The 16,404-nt window shown below is 61.1% G+C and carries 14 protein-coding genes; 6 read left to right on the top strand and 8 right to left on the bottom strand.

The features are described 5' to 3' along the window. Positions 1-65: 65 nt before the first annotated feature. The 4 genes from efeO (ACSFE6_RS16365) to efeU all read right to left on the bottom strand — a co-directional run bounded on the left by efeO (ACSFE6_RS16365) (position 66) and on the right by efeU (position 4,380). A complete protein-coding gene (gene efeO / locus ACSFE6_RS16365) occupies positions 66-890 on the bottom strand; it encodes an iron uptake system protein EfeO (protein WP_435428591.1) in 825 nt (274 codons plus the stop codon). 22 nt (positions 891-912) lie between these two features. Beyond that, on the bottom strand, positions 913-2,211 hold the full coding sequence (efeB, locus tag ACSFE6_RS16370) for an iron uptake transporter deferrochelatase/peroxidase subunit (RefSeq protein ID WP_435428592.1): 1,299 nt from the start codon (positions 2,209-2,211) through the stop codon (positions 913-915). An 18-nt stretch (positions 2,212-2,229) separates the two neighbouring features. Next, entirely contained in the window at positions 2,230-3,429 is a 1,200-nt protein-coding gene (efeO, locus tag ACSFE6_RS16375) for an iron uptake system protein EfeO (RefSeq protein ID WP_435428593.1), read from the bottom strand. 102 nt (positions 3,430-3,531) lie between these two features. Beyond that, complete coding sequence (gene efeU / locus ACSFE6_RS16380) at positions 3,532-4,380, bottom strand: iron uptake transporter permease EfeU (protein ID WP_435428594.1); 849 nt, start codon at positions 4,378-4,380, stop codon at positions 3,532-3,534. A 287-nt stretch (positions 4,381-4,667) separates the two neighbouring features. Here efeU and ACSFE6_RS16385 point away from each other — a divergent pair, with 287 nt between their 5' ends. The 6 genes from ACSFE6_RS16385 (at position 4,668) to ACSFE6_RS16410 (ending at position 11,662) form a co-directional block, all read left to right on the top strand. Next, positions 4,668-5,684: an AraC family transcriptional regulator gene (locus ACSFE6_RS16385; RefSeq protein WP_435428595.1), complete on the top strand. Its 1,017-nt coding sequence runs from the start codon at positions 4,668-4,670 to the stop codon at positions 5,682-5,684. A gap of 265 nt (positions 5,685-5,949) precedes the next feature. After that, positions 5,950-7,614 (top strand): AMP-binding protein, encoded by a 1,665-nt coding sequence (locus ACSFE6_RS16390; protein ID WP_435428596.1) that lies wholly within the window; start codon positions 5,950-5,952, stop codon positions 7,612-7,614. Between the two features lie 16 nt (positions 7,615-7,630). Next, positions 7,631-8,392, top strand: coding sequence for an SDR family NAD(P)-dependent oxidoreductase (locus tag ACSFE6_RS16395; protein ID WP_435428597.1), 762 nt, complete (start codon positions 7,631-7,633; stop codon positions 8,390-8,392). Positions 8,393-8,404: 12 nt separating this feature from the next. Beyond that, positions 8,405-9,598 (top strand): acetyl-CoA C-acyltransferase, encoded by a 1,194-nt coding sequence (locus ACSFE6_RS16400; protein WP_435428598.1) that lies wholly within the window; start codon positions 8,405-8,407, stop codon positions 9,596-9,598. Positions 9,599-9,746: 148 nt separating this feature from the next. Then, the gene (locus tag ACSFE6_RS16405; RefSeq protein WP_435428599.1) at positions 9,747-10,874 is read left to right on the top strand and encodes an acyl-CoA dehydrogenase; all 1,128 of its coding nucleotides are present in this window, start codon (positions 9,747-9,749) and stop codon (positions 10,872-10,874) included. 14 nt (positions 10,875-10,888) lie between these two features. Beyond that, the gene (locus ACSFE6_RS16410; RefSeq protein ID WP_435428600.1) at positions 10,889-11,662 is read left to right on the top strand and encodes an enoyl-CoA hydratase; all 774 of its coding nucleotides are present in this window, start codon (positions 10,889-10,891) and stop codon (positions 11,660-11,662) included. A 122-nt stretch (positions 11,663-11,784) separates the two neighbouring features. Here ACSFE6_RS16410 and ACSFE6_RS16415 read toward each other — a convergent pair whose 3' ends face one another. The 4 genes from ACSFE6_RS16415 to ACSFE6_RS16430 form a co-directional block, all read right to left on the bottom strand. Next, positions 11,785-12,936, bottom strand: coding sequence for an acyl-CoA dehydrogenase family protein (locus ACSFE6_RS16415; RefSeq protein WP_435428601.1), 1,152 nt, complete (start codon positions 12,934-12,936; stop codon positions 11,785-11,787). A 3-nt stretch (positions 12,937-12,939) separates the two neighbouring features. Further along, on the bottom strand, positions 12,940-14,046 hold the full coding sequence (locus ACSFE6_RS16420) for an enoyl-CoA hydratase/isomerase family protein (RefSeq protein ID WP_435428602.1): 1,107 nt from the start codon (positions 14,044-14,046) through the stop codon (positions 12,940-12,942). A gap of 139 nt (positions 14,047-14,185) precedes the next feature. Further along, the gene (locus tag ACSFE6_RS16425) at positions 14,186-14,896 is read right to left on the bottom strand and encodes an HPP family protein (RefSeq protein ID WP_435428603.1); all 711 of its coding nucleotides are present in this window, start codon (positions 14,894-14,896) and stop codon (positions 14,186-14,188) included. Positions 14,897-15,057: 161 nt separating this feature from the next. Beyond that, a complete protein-coding gene (locus ACSFE6_RS16430) occupies positions 15,058-16,236 on the bottom strand; it encodes an MFS transporter (protein WP_435428604.1) in 1,179 nt (392 codons plus the stop codon). Between the last annotated feature and the right edge of the window lie 168 nt (positions 16,237-16,404).

A 16,404-nucleotide genomic window follows, 5' to 3' on the forward strand; every position in this document is an offset into this window, starting at 1 on the left:
AGCCAGCCCCTGCATTGAGTGTAGGAGTGAGCTTGCTCGAGGTGGCTGGTCTGGGCCGTTGAAAATCAATTCAATCCAAGCTTGCCCCGCAACGTCGACAAATCCTCAGCCAGCGTATTCACCGGCCCCACCAGCGCCTTGCGGTCGTTCTCCTTCACTTTGTCATAAGTCTCGAAACCGCCACCCTGGGTCTTGTACTTGGCCAGAATCGTGTTGACCGTGGCGAAGTTCTTGTCGACTTTGGCGACGAACGCTGCATCCTGTTTCTCTATCTGCGGACGGAACAGGTCGACGATTTTCTTCGCACCGTCGATGTTGCCCTGGAAGTCGTAGAGGTCGGTGTGGCTGTAGCGATCTTCTTCACCCGAGACTTTGGTGGCCGCGACTTCTTCGAGCAGCGCCGCGGCGCCGCCGACGACTTTTTCCGGCGGGAAGGTCAGGCCGGCGACGCGGGTTTGCAGGTCCTTGACGTCCTTGTTCAGGCCGTCCGCCAGTTCGCCCAAGCCCTTTGTGCTGTTTTCCGAGAACAGTGAGTATTCGATGCGGTGGAAGCCGGTGAAATCTTCAGCCTTCACGCCTTTTTCGTGATCATCGACCCGGGAGTCGATGGAGGCGTCCAGGTCACTGAACAGCTCGGCAATCGGTTCGATCGACTCGTAGTAGACGCGGGTCGGTGCGTAGAGTTTTTTCGCCGTGGCCAGGTCACCTTTTTTCACCGCGTCGGTGAATTGCTGGGTGTGGCTGGCCAGTTCTTCCAGCTGCTCGGTGACGTAGATCTTGTAGTCGGAAATCGGCTGCACCAGCTCCAGCGGCGCCGTGGCCGCGAATGCCGAGAACGGGGTGTTGAGCAAGCCAAGGGTAATCATTAACGCCAGTGACGACTTTTTCATGGAGCGGCTCCGTGCAGGTGGTTTATGCGGTTTTTGTTGGTTGAGTGGCATTGAGCAGTGAACGACCAAGGAAGTCCTGATCGCTGGTTACACCGGGCAAGGTGAAGAAGTACCCACCGCCGACCGGCTTGAGGTATTCCTCCAGCGGCTCGCCGTTAAGCCGGGTTTGCACGGTGATGAAGCCTTTTTCCAGGTCGGCCTGGTAGCAGATGAACAGCAGGCCCATGTCCAGTTGTCCGTTCTTGTTTGCGCCGTTGGAGTAGTTGAAGGGACGGCGCAGGATCAGGTTGGCCTGGGTCGCGGCGGTGCGCGGATTGGCCAGGCGGATATGCGCGTCGAGTTTGGTCAGCTTGCCTTCCGGATCTTTGGCGTAGTCCGGCACCTCGGTTTCATGGCTACCGCCCAAAGGCGCGCCGGTGCTTTTGACCCGGCCGAGAATGCTTTCCTGTTCCTGTAGCGGGGTGCGGTCCCAGCGTTCGACGAAGTTGCGGATGATCCGCACCGCTTGATAGCTACCACCGGCCGTCCATGAAGGTTCGTCGCTGCCGGGCTGGACCCAGACGATACGGTCCATGGTGTTGCCATCGTTGGAGTCGGGGTTGGCCGAGCCGTCGCGAAAACCGAGGAAGTTGCGGGCACTTTGCGCCGGTATACCGGGTTTTGCTGGCGCCTGGGGCGGCACGCTGCCTTCTTGTTTCCAACGCACCAGCAATAGATCCGGCAGGTTTTTCACGATGTCCCGCAGGGCGTGAATGTTGGTGTCGGTGGTGTTGGCGCAGAACTGCAGGCTCAAGTCGCCGTGACAGCAGTCGGCCTCCAGCGCATCGTTGGGAAAGCCGACCATGCGGGTCAGGCGCTTGGGTTTGATGTCCGCCAGACCGAAGCGCTCGTCGAACAGGGAGGCGCCCACTGATACGGTGATGGTCAGGTTGTCCGGGGTGACCACGGGGCCGAGTATCCCCGAATCCACCGGTGGCAGTTTCGGATCGACTTGGGTGACCGGGCCACCCTTCATCAGGAAGGCAATGCGCTCGTTGAGCGTGCGGAACAACCGCTCCAGGTCGTCACGGTCGTTGGCCAGCACATCGAACGACACCAGCATGCCGGACGCCGGGCGTGGGGTGACGATGCCGCTTTGGTGCTTGCCGTGGAATTCGTGCCGGTCTTGGGTATGGTCGCTGCTCGGGGCTTCGGTGACCTGGGCAGGGCTGGCAGCCATGGCCGGGCAGCTCAAGGCGGTGCCTGCGAGGGCGACACCGGCGGCGCCCATTCCCATCAATACACGGCGGCGCTGGAGGTTGAATGGCTCTGAATCGTTCATCTGAAACTCGTCTTCTGATTACAGGCCGGAGAGGCCGAGGGCGGGATCGATAGCATCGAGTGCAGTGGCCAGTGCCTTGGCCTTGTCGGCGATCTGCTGGCGTTGTTCGGCGCTGACACTGTCGTAGCTGGCGAAGCCGTCCTTGACCTTGAAGCCATTGAGTTCGGCTTCGAAGGCGGCGACGGCACTGTCGATTTTCGGCAGCAGGTCGGCGGTGGACTTTGCCAGCAGCGGGCGCAGCAATTCGACTACCTTACGTGCGGCGTCGAGGTTGCCGGCAAAGCCGTTCAGGTCGCTGTGGCTGTAGCGTTCTTCCTCACCGCTGCCTGCGCGCACGTCGCCGAGGGTGTTGAGATTGCGCACCACGCTGCTCACCAGTTGCTCGGGTGGCAGGGACTGGGCCAGCAGTTGTTGCTTAAGCGTGCTGACGTCCGCAAGCAGACGCTGGGCGACCGGTGCCATTTCCTCGAGATTGCGTTGATCGAACAGCGCGTATTCGAGGCGATGGAAGCCGCTGAATGCAGGATCTTGCTCGCGTTTCTCGAAGTAATCGGCGCGAGCGTTGATGTCGTTGTCCAGTTCGGCCAGGCGTTGTGCTGCCGGAGCCAGCCGCTGGTATGCAGCGCGGGCCGGCAGGTACAAGGCTTGTGCCTGGCTCAAGTCACCGGCTTCGATCGCTTGATCGAGGGCGCTGACGGCTTTGATCAGTGCAGTTCCTTGGCTGTTTAAGTAGACGCGGAACTCCGACAACGGCCCGACAAATGCCACCATCGACGGCCTGGCTTTGGCTGCCGCATCGGATGCGGCGGTCGGGGTGACGTGCAAGGTGCCGCGTGGATTGCTCAGCAGGCCGCAGGTGATCGCGTAATCGCCGGGCATCAGGTTGGCATTGATCACCTGGCTCAGGCCGGGGGCAATGTTTTCCCGTTCTTCGACCACCAGCACGCCGTCGAGGATTTCCCATTCCACGGCACGGTCGGAGCGATTGACAATGCGAAAACTGGCGTGGCCGGCGGGCACCGTCAGGGTGTTTGGCTCGCAGCTGTGCGGGTGAATGGTCACCAGCATTTCGTCGTGGTTGGCCTGGCGCTTGGCCGCGGCCATTTTCGAGGCGTAGTAGAACAGGCCGCCGGCAGCGATCATCACGATCACTGAGCCGGCCACCGCCCAGCGCAGGGCGCGGGGAGGGGAAGCCTGGGGTGGGGCTGGATTTGGCATGGTTGCCCTTATTGACTGGAGACAAAGAAAGGCGCTCACCTTGTAGGAGCGAGCTTGCTCGCGAAGAACCTGAGGCCACCGCTGGGCATCTGGTTCTACGCGTTATCGTTCACGACCATCGCGAGCAAGCTCGCTCCTACAGAGGGCGGGCGAGACCGGGAGAAAGAACATCACCAGGGCCACCAGCAGATAAATCAGATAAGCGCCGAGGGTGCTGACCGTGGGGGCGTCCTGGTAACCGAACATGCCGGCCAGCACCGAACCCAGCGGGCCGTCCATCGGCAACGTCGCACTGATATCGAACAGTACGGATTGCAGGTGATTCCACACGCCGGCTTCATGCAGCGCTTGTACGGAGTTGGCGAGGATGCCGGCGGCGACCACGAGGATGAACAGGCCGGTCCAGCGGAAGAATGCACCGAGGTTCAGGCGCATGCTGCCGCTGTAGATCAGGAAGCCGACGATGATTGCCAGGATCAAACCGAGCAGGGCGCCGATCGGTGCCGCCGGGCCTTCGCTCTGCTGGAACACCGCCAGCAGGAAGAACACCGTTTCCAGGCCTTCCCGGGCCACGGCAAAAAAAACCATGGCGATCAGCGCGGTCACCTGATGTTTGGAGCCGGTCAATGCCTGATCGAGGGACACGTGCAACGAGCGCTTGATCGAACGCGCCACCTTGCGCATCCAGAACACCATGGAACTGAGGATGCCGACAGCCACGAGGCCGACTACGCCTTCAAACAATTCCTGCTGTTTTTGCGGAAACTCGGCGCTGACCAGTTCCAGGCCGCCACCGACCAACAAGGCCAGAGCGGCGGCGAGGAACACACCGATCCACACGGCAGGCATCCATTGGCCGCGACCGGTCTGTTTGAGGTAACTGGCGATAATGCCGACGATCAATGCCGCCTCGATGCCCTCGCGCAACATGATCAAAAAAGGAACGAGCATTCAGCACCGTGTCGTAAATAGATAGGGTGCTAAGTTGTAACATAATGACACTCATTCCCAAATGGCATTCATTGACATTTACCTGAACCTAAGCTGAACAACCCTGAATATCACCGCCCCCCCCTGTAGGAGCGAGCCTGCTCGCGGTAGCGGACGGTCAGCCACATTTGCATCAGATGCGAAGCCGCCTTCGCGAGCAAGCTCGCTCCTACAAGGGTTCTGCGCAGCGATGACGGCTGCGCTAATATGCCCACCACCCAAAACAACAACAGGGCTCGCCTCGCTCAATGTCGGAAAAAGACACCATTTCCATTCAACTGGTGCGTGAAGCGCTGTTACAGAGTTGTGCCCCGGGTGCCGCCACCGATGAGGTGTTGAGCAAGGTCGGCATTGATCCGGTGCTGTTGCTCAGCCATTCTGCGCGAGTACCGGCCACCGCCTATGCTCGGCTGTGGCGCCTGCTGGCGCGGCGGGGCGACGACGAGTTCTTTGGCATGGACCCGCGCAAGCTCAAATCCGGCAGCCTTGAGTTTCTCTGCCGCTGCGCCATGGTCCAGCCGAGCCTGGCGGCGGGGCTGACCAGTGGGCTGGGGTTTCTGTCGTTGATGCTGGAACGCATGCCCGCCGAGCTGGTGCGCCAGCAAAGCCTGGCGGAAATTGTGCTATTGGAAGACGACCACGCGCCGCGCCGCGCTTTTACTTATTTCACCTACTGGATGATCGTGCACGGCGTGGCCTGCTGGCTGGCTGGGCGACGGATTCCGATTCTGGCCATCGAACTGCGCTGCCCGCAGCCGGACTTCTGCGATGACTATCAGGTGATGTTTTCCGAAAACCTGCGTTTCGACCGGCCCCGCACGCGGATGATTTTCGCCGCGGACTGCCTGGATCTGCCCATCAAACGCACGGTACAAGAGCTTCAGCGCTTCCTGGCCCATGCCCCGGCGAACATTCTGGTGAAGTACCGCGATCCAGAGAGCCTGGCCAGCCGGATCAAGCATGATCTGCGGCAGTTGCCCGCCGAGCAGTGGCCGGAAACCGATGCCCTGGCGCAGCGCCTGTGCATGTCCGCCTCGACCCTGCGTCGGCGACTCGCCGAGGAAGGGCACACGTATCAGGGGCTCAAGGATAGCGTGCGCAAGGAGCTGGCGATTGTCTGGCTGGCCGAGCCGAACATCAGCTTCGCCGAAATCGCCACTCGCCTGGGGTTTGCCGATGCGAGTTCGTTCTACAAGGCGTTTCGCAAATGGTCGGGGTCTAATCCGGGGCATTACCGCAGTTTGATTCTCAACGAAGCCAACTGATCTGAAAGTTGCGTTGACCGGGCAGCCCTCATCGCTGGCAAGCCAGCTCCCACAAGTCCTGTGTCAATTCTGAAAACACACCAACCCTGTGGGAGCTGGCTTGCCAGCGATGGGGCCAGTACAGACAACACACCTCCAAAACCTTGGCCAAAGCAGTCAAGCAACTTGATAACTTTGACCATTGCCCTGCACCCCGCGCAGAGCGAGTATTTCCCTGTTGTATACGGTTCCCCGACCTAATAAAAAACACACAGGGATTCTGGCAATGCGCGATTACTTGTCTGCTGTTTCACAGTTCAATTATCAGCACACCGTCGATGCCGCACTGGCCGGCGACCTCACTGCCCTCAATGCCTGTGTCGAGTGTTGTGACCGACACGCCTTGCCGGGACGGATCGCGCTGTTCTGGGAAGGCCGCGATGGTTCCAGCGCGACTTACACCTTCAGCGACCTGCAGGACAAGGCTGCACGTTTCGCCAATTTCCTTCTGGCCCAGGGCGTCAAGCGCGGCGACAAGGTGGCGGGCCTATTGCCACGTAACTTCGAGTTGCTCATCACCGTGTTCGCCACCTGGCGCATTGGCGCGGTCTACCAGCCGCTGTTCACGGCCTTCGGCCCGAAAGCCATCGAGCACCGCCTCGGGAGTTCAGGCGCCAAAGTGGTGGTGACCGACGCGGTCAACCGCTCCAAACTCGCCGAAGTCGCCGATTGCCCCACCATCGTCACCGTCGGCGGGCCTAAAGGGCAGGGCATTGTCCGGGGCGATTACAGCTTCTGGGCCGAATTGGCCAATTATTCCTCCGCGTGCGAACCGGTCATGCTCACCGGCGAAGACCCGTTCCTGCTTATGTTCACCTCGGGCACCACTGGTCCGTCCAAAGCGCTGTCGGTACCGCTCAAGGCCATCGTTGCGTTCCAGAGCTACACCCGCGATGCCGTGGATCTGCGTCCCGAAGATGCGTTCTGGAACGTGGCCGATCCGGGCTGGGCCTACGGTATCTATTTCGGCGTGACGGGGCCGATGTCCATGGGACATCCGATCACCTTCTACGATGGCCCGTTCACCCTCGAAAGCACCTGCCGGGTGATCAACAAATACGGGATCACCAACCTCACCGGTTCACCGACAGCCTACCGCTTGCTGATCGCCGGAGGCGACGAATTCGCCCGCTCGATCAAGGGCAAGTTGCGCATCGTCAGCAGCGCCGGCGAACCGTTGAACCCGGAAGTGATTCGCTGGTTTGCCGATAACCTGGGCGTGGTGATTCACGACCACTACGGCCAGACCGAACTGGGCATGGTGCTGTGCAACCACCACGGTTTCGATCACCCGATCCATATGGGCGCTGCTGGCTTTGCCTCGCCGGGCCACCGCATCGTGGTGCTGGACGAGGAGTACAAGGAACTGGGCGTCGGCCAGCCGGGCATCCTGGCCATCGACCGCACCCAGTCGCCGATGTGCTGGTTCGCGGGGTACGAGGGCGTACCGACCAAAGCCTTTGTCGGCAACTACTACTTGAGCGGCGACACCGTCGAGTGGAACCCGGACGGCAGCATCAGCTTCGTCGGTCGCAGCGATGATGTGATCACTACTTCCGGCTACCGTGTCGGCCCGTTCGACGTGGAGAGCGCGCTGATTGAACATCCGGCCGTGGTGGAAGCGGCGGTGGTCGGCAAGCCCGATCCGGAGCGCACCGAACTGGTCAAGGCCTTCGTCGTGCTCAGCCCGCAATACCGTGCGTCGCCAGAGTTGGCCGAGGAGCTGCGCCAGCACGTGCGCAAGCGTCTGGCGGCGCACTCGTATCCCCGTGAAATCGAATTTGTCAGCGAATTGCCGAAAACCCCAAGCGGCAAATTGCAGCGCTTTATCTTGCGCAACCAGGAGATCGCCAAGGCTCAAGAGGCTGCGGCGAAGAACGTTTCAGCTTGAATCCAAGGAAACAATGATGCAGATCGAAAACAAGGTTTTTATCGTCACCGGCGGTGCGTCGGGCCTGGGTGCGGCGACGGCTGAAGTGCTGGTCGCAGCCGGCGCCAAGGTCATGCTGGTGGACATGAATGCCGAGGCCGTCGCGGCGCAGGCCCAGCGCCTGGGCGCGCAAAGCGTGGTGGCGGATATCAGCGACGAAGCGGCTGCTGACGCCGCGGTGCAAGCTACGGTCAAGGCCTTTGGTGGCTTGAACGGGCTGGTCAACTGCGCCGGCATCGTGCGGGGCGAGAAGATCCTCGGCAAGAACGGTCCGCACACCCTGGGAAGCTTCAGCCAGGTGATCAACGTCAACCTGATTGGCAGTTTCAACATGCTGCGTCTGGCCTCGGCGGCCATTGCCGAAACCGAAGCGGACGCCGGTGGTGAGCGCGGGGTGATCATCAACACCGCGTCGGCGGCGGCCTATGACGGCCAGATCGGCCAGGCGGCCTACGCGGCCTCCAAGGGGGCGATCGTCAGCCTGACCTTGCCGGCGGCCCGCGAGCTGGCGCGTTTCGGCATCCGCGTGATGACCATCGCCCCGGGTATCTTCGAAACACCGATGATGGCCGGCATGACCCCGGAAGTCCGTGACTCCCTGGCGGCCGGCGTACCATTCCCGCCGCGCCTGGGCAAACCGGCCGAGTATGCGTCGCTGGTGCGGCATATCATTGAAAACAGCATGCTCAATGGCGAGGTGATCCGTCTCGACGGTGCTTTGCGCATGGCGGCCAAATAAGGAGGATTTGTCATGACTATTGCCAATGATCCAATCGTGATTGTCAGTGCCGTTCGCACGCCGATGGGCGGCTTTCAGGGCGAACTCAAAAGCCTGACGGCACCGCAACTGGGTGCCGTGGCGATCAAGGCCGCCGTCGAGCGCGCCGGTGTCGCCGCCGATGCCGTCGATGAAGTGCTGTTCGGTTGTGTATTGCCCGCCGGCCTTGGCCAGGCGCCGGCGCGTCAGGCGGCACTGGGCGCCGGACTGGATAAATCGACCCGCTGCACCACCGTGAACAAAATGTGCGGCTCCGGGATGGAAACCGCGATCCTGGCCCATGACATGCTGTTGGCGGGCAGCGCCGATGTGGTGGTCGCCGGTGGCATGGAAAGCATGTCCAACGCGCCTTACCTGCTGGACCGTGCCCGCAGCGGTTATCGCATGGGCCATGGCAAGGTGCAGGATTCGATGTTCCTGGACGGTCTGGAAGACGCCTATGACAAGGGCCGCTTGATGGGCACCTTTGCCGAAGACTGCGCCGAAACCAACGAATTCAGCCGTGAAGCGCAGGACGCCTTTGCCATCGCCTCGACCACCCGTGCGCAACAGGCGATCAAGGATGGCAGCTTCAGGGACGAGATCGTCCCGCTGACCGTGACCGTGGGTAAGGAACAGGTGGTGATCAGCAACGACGAACAACCGCCGAAAGCGAAGCTGGACAAGATCGCTTCGCTGAAGCCGGCGTTCCGCGAAGGTGGCACCGTCACGGCGGCGAACTCCAGCTCGATCTCCGACGGCGCGGCGGCGCTGGTGCTGATGCGTCGCTCCGAAGCCGACAAGCGCGGTCTCAAGCCGCTGGCGGTGATTCACGGCCACGCGGCATTTGCCGATACTCCGGGGCTCTTTCCGGTAGCGCCGATTGGCGCGATCAAGAAACTGATGAAGAAAACCGGCTGGTCGCTGGATCAGGTCGATCTGGTCGAAGTCAACGAAGCCTTTGCCGTGGTCGGCATGGCCGCGATGACCCACCTGGAAATCCCCCACGAGAAGCTTAACGTGCATGGCGGCGCCTGCGCCCTGGGCCACCCGATTGGCGCGTCCGGTGCGCGAATTGTGGTGACCTTGCTCTCGGCCCTGCGCCAGAAAGGCCTGAAGCGTGGTGTGGCGGCGATCTGCATTGGTGGCGGTGAAGCGACGGCGATGGCCGTCGAGTGCCTGTACTGATACGCCTTTGCTTCCTGTAGGAGCGAGCATGCTCGCGATGGACGTCAACGATAACGCGGGGACCCTGATTTCCCGCGGTGCTCTCAGGTTCATCGCGAGCATGCTCGCTCCTACAGTGTTAACGCCTTTACACATTTAAGGACTGGTCATGATCCCCAATGACGAACAGCAACAGATCAGCGACGCCGCGCGGCAGTTTGCCCAGGAGAGGCTGAAACCCTTTGCCGCCGAATGGGACCGCGAACATCGCTTTCCCAAGGAAGCCATCGGCGAAATGGCCGAGCTGGGATTCTTCGGCATGCTGGTACCCGAGCAGTGGGGCGGTTGCGACACCGGTTACCTGGCCTATGCCATGGCCCTTGAGGAAATTGCCGCTGGCGATGGTGCTTGCTCGACCATCATGAGCGTGCACAACTCGGTCGGTTGCGTGCCGATCCTCAACTACGGCAACGACGATCAGAAAGAACGCTTCCTCAAGCCGCTGGCCAGCGGTGCGATGCTCGGCGCCTTTGCCTTGACCGAACCGCAAGCCGGCTCCGACGCCAGCGGCCTGAAAACCCGTGCGCGCCTGGAGGGCGATCACTACGTGCTCAACGGTTGCAAACAATTCATCACGTCCGGGCAGAACGCCGGGGTGGTGATTGTGTTCGCGGTGACTGATCCGAGCGCCGGCAAGCGAGGCATCACCGCGCTGATCGTGCCGACCGATTCGCCGGGCTACAAAGTCGCTCGGGTCGAGGACAAACTCGGTCAACATGCGTCCGACACCTGCCAGATCCTGTTCGAAGACGTGAAGGTCCCGGTGGCCAACCGCCTGGGCGAAGAGGGCGAAGGCTACAAGATCGCCTTGGCCAACCTTGAAGGCGGGCGTGTCGGTATCGCAGCGCAATCGGTAGGCATGGCCCGCGCCGCATTCGAAGCGGCCCGCGACTACGCCAGTGAACGCGAGAGCTTCGGCAAGCCTATCATCGAACATCAGGCAGTGGCCTTCCGCCTGGCGGACATGGCGACCCAGATCGCCGTGGCCCGGCAAATGGTGCATTACGCCGCCGCCCTGCGTGACAGCGGCAAACCGGCGTTGGTCGAGGCGTCGATGGCCAAGCTGTTTGCATCGGAAATGGCCGAGAAGGTCTGTTCCTCGGCATTGCAAACCCTTGGCGGTTACGGTTACCTGAACGACTTCCCGCTGGAGCGGATCTACCGCGACGTGCGGGTTTGCCAGATCTACGAAGGCACCAGCGACATTCAGCGCATGGTCATTTCGCGCAATCTTTGAGAAGGAGAACATTTGTGACTTACGAAACGATTTTGCTGGAAACCCACGGCCGTGTCGGCCTGATTACCCTAAACCGCCCGCAGGCGCTGAACGCATTGAATGCACAGATCGTCAGCGAGGTGAACCACGCCCTTGATGGCTTGGAGAAGGACCCGAACATCGGCTGCATCGTGCTCACCGGTTCGAAAAAAGCCTTTGCCGCCGGTGCCGACATCAAGGAAATGGCCGAGCTGACCTATCCGCAGATCTACATCGACGATCTGTTCAGCGACAGCGACCGCGTGGCCAATCGCCGCAAGCCGATCATTGCCGCGGTCAACGGTTTCGCCTTGGGCGGCGGCTGTGAACTGGCGCTGATGTGCGACTTCATCCTGGCCGGCGACAACGCCAAATTCGGCCAGCCGGAAATCAACCTCGGCGTGCTGCCGGGCATGGGCGGTACCCAGCGCCTGACCCGCGCCGTGGGCAAGGCCAAGGCCATGGAAATGTGCCTGAGCGGCCGCCTGATTGGTGCCGAAGAAGCGGAGCGTTGCGGGATCGTGGCGCGGATCGTACCGAGTGATGAGCTGCTGGATGAAGCGCTGAAAGTCGCGGCGCTGATCGCTAAAAAATCGCTGCCGATTGCGATGATGGTCAAGGAAAGCGTCAACCGTGCCTTTGAAGTGAGCCTGTCCGAAGGCGTGCGCTTCGAGCGTCGGGTGTTCCACGCAGCGTTTGCGACGCAGGATCAGAAGGAAGGGATGGCGGCGTTTATTGCCAAGCGTGAGGCTGAGTTCGTCGGTAAGTAAGACAGCGAATTCACTGACGCTATCGCGGGCAAGCCCGCTCCCACAGGTTCCAGGGGGTACACAGTATTTGTGACCGACCGAGAACCTTGTGGGAGCGGGCTTGCCCGCGATGTTTTTAAAGATCACACCAGATAGTTTTTCAGTTCCCGGGCAATCACCATTCGCTGAATTTCGCTCGATCCTTCATAAATCTGCGTGATCCGCGCATCCCGGTAGTAACGCTCCACCGGGTAATCCTCCAGATAGCCATACCCGCCATGAATCTGTATCGCTGACGAGCAGACCTTCTCGGCCATCTCCGACGCAAACAGTTTGGCCTGCGAGGCCTCCGACAGACACGGCTTGCCGGCGCTGCGCAACCGCGCGGCATGCAGGATCATCAGCCGTGCGGCGTTGAGTTGCATGTGCATGTCCGCCAGCAGGTTGGCGATGCTCTGGTGACCGATGATCGGCTGGCCGAACTGCACGCGATCACGGGAGTAGGCCAGTGCCGCTTCGAATGCGGCGCGGGCGATGCCCAAGGCCTGGGCGGCGATGCCGATGCGGCCGCCTTCGAGGTTGGACAGGGCGATGGCCAGGCCTTTGCCGCGTTCACCCAGCAGGTTGGCTTCGGGGATGGTGCAGTTGTCCAAGGTCACCGCGCAGGTATCGGACGCGCGGATGCCCATCTTGTGTTCGCTGCGGTCGACGGTGAAGCCGGGCGTGCTGGTGGGCACCAGGAACGCCGAGATACCGCGCTTGCCCAGGTCGGGGTCCGTCACGGCAAACACGATCGCCAGTTTGGCCCGTTTGCCGTTGCTGACAAACTGCTTGGCACCGTTGATCACCCACTGGCCATCGCGCAGTTCGGCGCGGGTGCGCAGGTTGTGTGCTTCGGAACCGGCCTGGGGTTCGGTCAGGCAGAAGCAACCGATGGCCTGGCCACTGGCCAAATCCGCCAGCCAGGTCTGCTTCTGTTCTTCGGTGCCGTAGTTGAGCACCGGTCCGCAGCCCACGGAGTTGTGGATGCTCATCATCGCGCCGGTGGCGCCGTCGCCGGCGGAGATTTCTTCCACGGCCAGGGCATAGGCAACGTAGTCGACGTAGGTGCCGCCCCATTCCTCCGGGACCACCATGCCCAGCAGGCCCAGTTCACCCATTTTCGCGACCAGCGCATCGTCGATCCAGCCGGCCTTTTCCCAGGCTTGGGCGTGGGGCGCGATTTCGCCGCGGGCAAAGTCCCGGGCCATGTCGCGGATCATGACTTGCTCTTCGCTCAATTCGATATCGTGCATGGCTCAGCTCCCGCTTTGGTCAAACCCGTTGAAGAAGCTCGCCACGTGTGCGGCGTCCAGCGCCTGCAGGGTGGGCGGGTTCCAGCGTGGGTTCTTGTCTTTGTCGATCAGCAAGGCGCGCACGCCTTCGATCAGGTCGCCGCGCTCGAACCACTGGCGGTCCAGGTGCAGCTCAAGGGCGAAGCAGCGCTCCAGGCTCAGGTGCCGACCGCGTCGCAGCATTTCCAGGGTCACGGCCATGGCCAGTGGCGAACGGGTTTGCAGCAGGTCGGCGGTGGTCGTCGCCCATTCATGACTGTCGGCGACCGTCACTTCACGCAATTGCTCAACAATACTCGGCACGTCCGGCAGGGCGAAGAAGTGGTCGATGGCCGGGCGTAGGGCTTTGAGAGGGGCATCGGGCAACTGTTGCACGGCGAGTTGTGCCAGCAGGCCCTGCAAATCCTTCAGCGGCGTATCGCGCCACTCCAGTTGATCAAGTTTTTCGTCCAGCGTCGCCAGGTGGGCGCTGTCCAGATACCAGTCGGCCAGGCCGCAATACAGGGCATCGGCCGCGCGGATCTGCACGCCGCTGACGCCCAGGTAGATACCCAGTTCACCGGGAATGCGCGGCAGGAAGTAACTGCCGCCGACGTCCGGGAAGTAACCAATGCCGACTTCCGGCATCGCCAGGCGGCTCTTATCGGTGACCACCCGAAGGTCGGCGCCTTGCACCAGCCCCATGCCGCCGCCCAGGACAAAACCGTCCATCAGGGCCAGCACGGGCTTGCGGTAGTGGTGAATCGCGAGGTCGAGAGCGTATTCCTCGACGAAGAAATCTTCGTGCAGCGTGTCGCCGCTTTTGAAGCTGTCGTGCAGCGAACGAATGTCGCCGCCGGCACAGAAGGCTTTTTCCCCTGCACCGCGCAGAACGACGGCATGCACGTTGGCGTCGACGGCCCAGGCGTCGAGTTGGCGTTGCAGATTGCGCACCATGTCCAGGGTCAGGGCGTTGAGACCGGCGGGACGATTGAGGGTCAGGTGACCGATGTGGTTGCGAACCTCGGCCAGCACTTCATTTTGCGCGGCATCCATAGGCGGGATTGCCTTCGATGAAACCTGAGCAGTCATCACTAACTCCCTGCTTTTATTGTTCTTTATAAAGAAGCTCGCGCGCGAGCGATGCAGGATCGTAACAGTGCAAATTTGTGATGTACAACGGGGATATGTGCAGGGGCTGTCTGCATTTTTGCAGTGGTCTTTGTAGGAGTCAGGCGCTGGTATGGCTCAGGACTTCACCAATACTGCGACGTTTAGCGTGTAACTCACTGATATGAACCAGCTGTTCCAAATCTTCAGGGGTTACGTCGAAGAAGGCTTCCATGTCGGCCAGGGCCAGTTTCAGGTCCTGGGCAGTGATCGCCTGACTGTCGATTGGCGGATGATCGGCAGGCACCATCGGCACCGGTTCGCTGGGGCGCTTGGGGTAACGGATGCGCGTCAGGTTGTTATAGGCCACAGCGCACAGCACCATGACCACTGCAGTGAGCATTATCGGGCCCAGTGCCATCCAGTCCATGGCGACCGTGGTCGGATCAGCCAGAACCGTGGTCGCTGCCACCGCGCCAGCCGGTGGATGCAGGCAACGCAGCCAGCACATCAGAATCACTGCCATGCCTGCAGCCAGACAGGCACCGCCCAGGGTTCGGCCCAATACATGGGCCACCAGTAGCCCCATGACCCCGGCGCACAGGTAACCGCCGACAATCGACCAGGGTTGTGCCAGCGCACCGGAAGACACTGCAAACAACAGTACTGCCGAAGCGCCCAGCGGACCGATCAAATGCTGAGCCACTTCGATGCCGTATACCTGACTGCATAGCCAGACACTGAGCAGCGTGCCAACGGCCATGCCGATGGCGGCTCGGCTCCATTCGGAGGGGCGGGTGTTGATGGCGGCGGGCAGCCAGCGAGCGAGCATGATGTAAACCGTTTCCTTGATAAAAACCTTAGGCAAAAAAAAGGCTTGCCGGGGTTACCCAGAAAGCCCTTGAAGTTGTTCCAACTATTGGGGGAGGAACGGCGACAGTTTGCCGATCCTTGCTGATGCTGACAAATTCATATTAATGAAGCTTCAGTTCATTAATTCTGATGTATCGCCACGCGCCGGCCACTCATGAAACACAGGAATCCACCCATGGCCGTGAGTGCGCTCAAGGCGTAGAACATGGTCGGCGCCGGTGTGTGCATCAACAGGAAGCCACAAATCACCGGGCTCAGGGCGCCGCCGAGGGCCGCCAGGTTCTGTGCGCCGTAATAGCTGCCGCGCAATTCCTCCGGAGCCAGGGTGTCGACGAACAGGAATTCGGCCGGGTAAATGATCATTTCTCCGAGGGTAAAAATGAACATCGCCACGCACCAGCTGACCATGGTGTCCGCCAGGCTAAAGCCGATCAGCCCGAGGATGAACAGGCTGGTGCCGCCGGCGATCCAGTAGCGCAACTTTTCGCGATTGAGAAAACGGCCGATCTGGTATTGCAACAGGATCACGCTGACGGCGTTGCAGGCGAGCAGGGCGGCCATGATGTCCAGCGCTTGCTTGGACTCGTGGGTCACCAGCAGGTATTGCGACAGGTAAAGAGTGAAACGTCCGTGTACCACAGTGCTGAGCAGGCAGCCGCAGGTGAACATGATCAGGGTGCGGTCGTTTTTCAGGGTCACCAGGGTCTTGAGGAAGCTCTGGGGTTGGCCAATGACCGGCGTCTGTGCCGAATCCCTGGGGATGCCGATCATCAGGAAGATGCTGAAGAAGGCGATGGCGCCGGCGATCAGGAAGGGCGCGATCGGATAGTGCCCGGCGATCACCACGCCGAGCATGGGACCGGTGGCATAACCAATGTTGGTCAGGGTGTAGCGCAGGGAAAACGCCTTGGCACGCTGGCTCATGGGCAGGTTTTCGCTGAGAATCGCCTTCGAACCGATGAGGAACAGCGCCGACGCGGTCTCGGTGATCACCAGGGTGGCGGTGGTCAGGTAGAGGTTTTCGGCGAAGGTCAGCAGCACGAAACCGATGCCGCTGGAGAGCATCGCCAGGATCAGCAGGCGGCGCTTTTCCAGGCGATCGATGATGTAGCCGCCATACAGGGCGAGCAGGGTGGCGATGAACACCGCGATCCCGAGCAGCAAGCCAACGTCCTGTTGGTTGAGGCCCAGCTTGTTGCTCAGAAACAGCGTGAGCAACGGGCTGGTGATGGCGCGGCTGACGACAATGGTCAGCGACACGATCATCAGCCGGCGAACAATGAGTGAGTATGTGGTCACGGTGAGTGCAAATGTCCTTATTCAGATTCTGTGATGTTCGGCGATAGACCGCATCGCGCCCTTCGCGAGCAGGCTCGCTCCCACAGAGGGGCGCATTCCCACCAGGGGGGGAAGAATGTTCCCCAAAAAGACAGGGAAAAAAAAACCCCATGCCAAGTGGACCACCCC

Source organism: Pseudomonas baetica, assembly GCF_051216495.1.
Classification (GTDB): Bacteria; Pseudomonadota; Gammaproteobacteria; order Pseudomonadales; family Pseudomonadaceae; genus Aquipseudomonas; species Aquipseudomonas baetica_B.

Excerpts from the sequence above, each read along its gene's own strand:
- efeO (WP_435428591.1), bottom strand. The coding sequence starts at position 890 with ATGAAAAAGTCGTCACTGGCGTTAATGATTACCCTTGGCTTGCTCAAC.
- efeB (WP_435428592.1), bottom strand. The coding sequence starts at position 2,211 with ATGAACGATTCAGAGCCATTCAACCTCCAGCGCCGCCGTGTATTGATG.
- efeO (WP_435428593.1), bottom strand. The coding sequence starts at position 3,429 with ATGCCAAATCCAGCCCCACCCCAGGCTTCCCCTCCCCGCGCCCTGCGC.
- efeU (WP_435428594.1), bottom strand. The coding sequence starts at position 4,380 with ATGCTCGTTCCTTTTTTGATCATGTTGCGCGAGGGCATCGAGGCGGCA.
- ACSFE6_RS16385 (WP_435428595.1), top strand. The coding sequence starts at position 4,668 with ATGTCGGAAAAAGACACCATTTCCATTCAACTGGTGCGTGAAGCGCTG.
- ACSFE6_RS16390 (WP_435428596.1), top strand. The coding sequence starts at position 5,950 with ATGCGCGATTACTTGTCTGCTGTTTCACAGTTCAATTATCAGCACACC.
- ACSFE6_RS16395 (WP_435428597.1), top strand. The coding sequence starts at position 7,631 with ATGCAGATCGAAAACAAGGTTTTTATCGTCACCGGCGGTGCGTCGGGC.
- ACSFE6_RS16400 (WP_435428598.1), top strand. The coding sequence starts at position 8,405 with ATGACTATTGCCAATGATCCAATCGTGATTGTCAGTGCCGTTCGCACG.
- ACSFE6_RS16405 (WP_435428599.1), top strand. The coding sequence starts at position 9,747 with ATGATCCCCAATGACGAACAGCAACAGATCAGCGACGCCGCGCGGCAG.
- ACSFE6_RS16415 (WP_435428601.1), bottom strand. The coding sequence starts at position 12,936 with ATGCACGATATCGAATTGAGCGAAGAGCAAGTCATGATCCGCGACATG.
- ACSFE6_RS16420 (WP_435428602.1), bottom strand. The coding sequence starts at position 14,046 with ATGACTGCTCAGGTTTCATCGAAGGCAATCCCGCCTATGGATGCCGCG.
- ACSFE6_RS16425 (WP_435428603.1), bottom strand. The coding sequence starts at position 14,896 with ATGCTCGCTCGCTGGCTGCCCGCCGCCATCAACACCCGCCCCTCCGAA.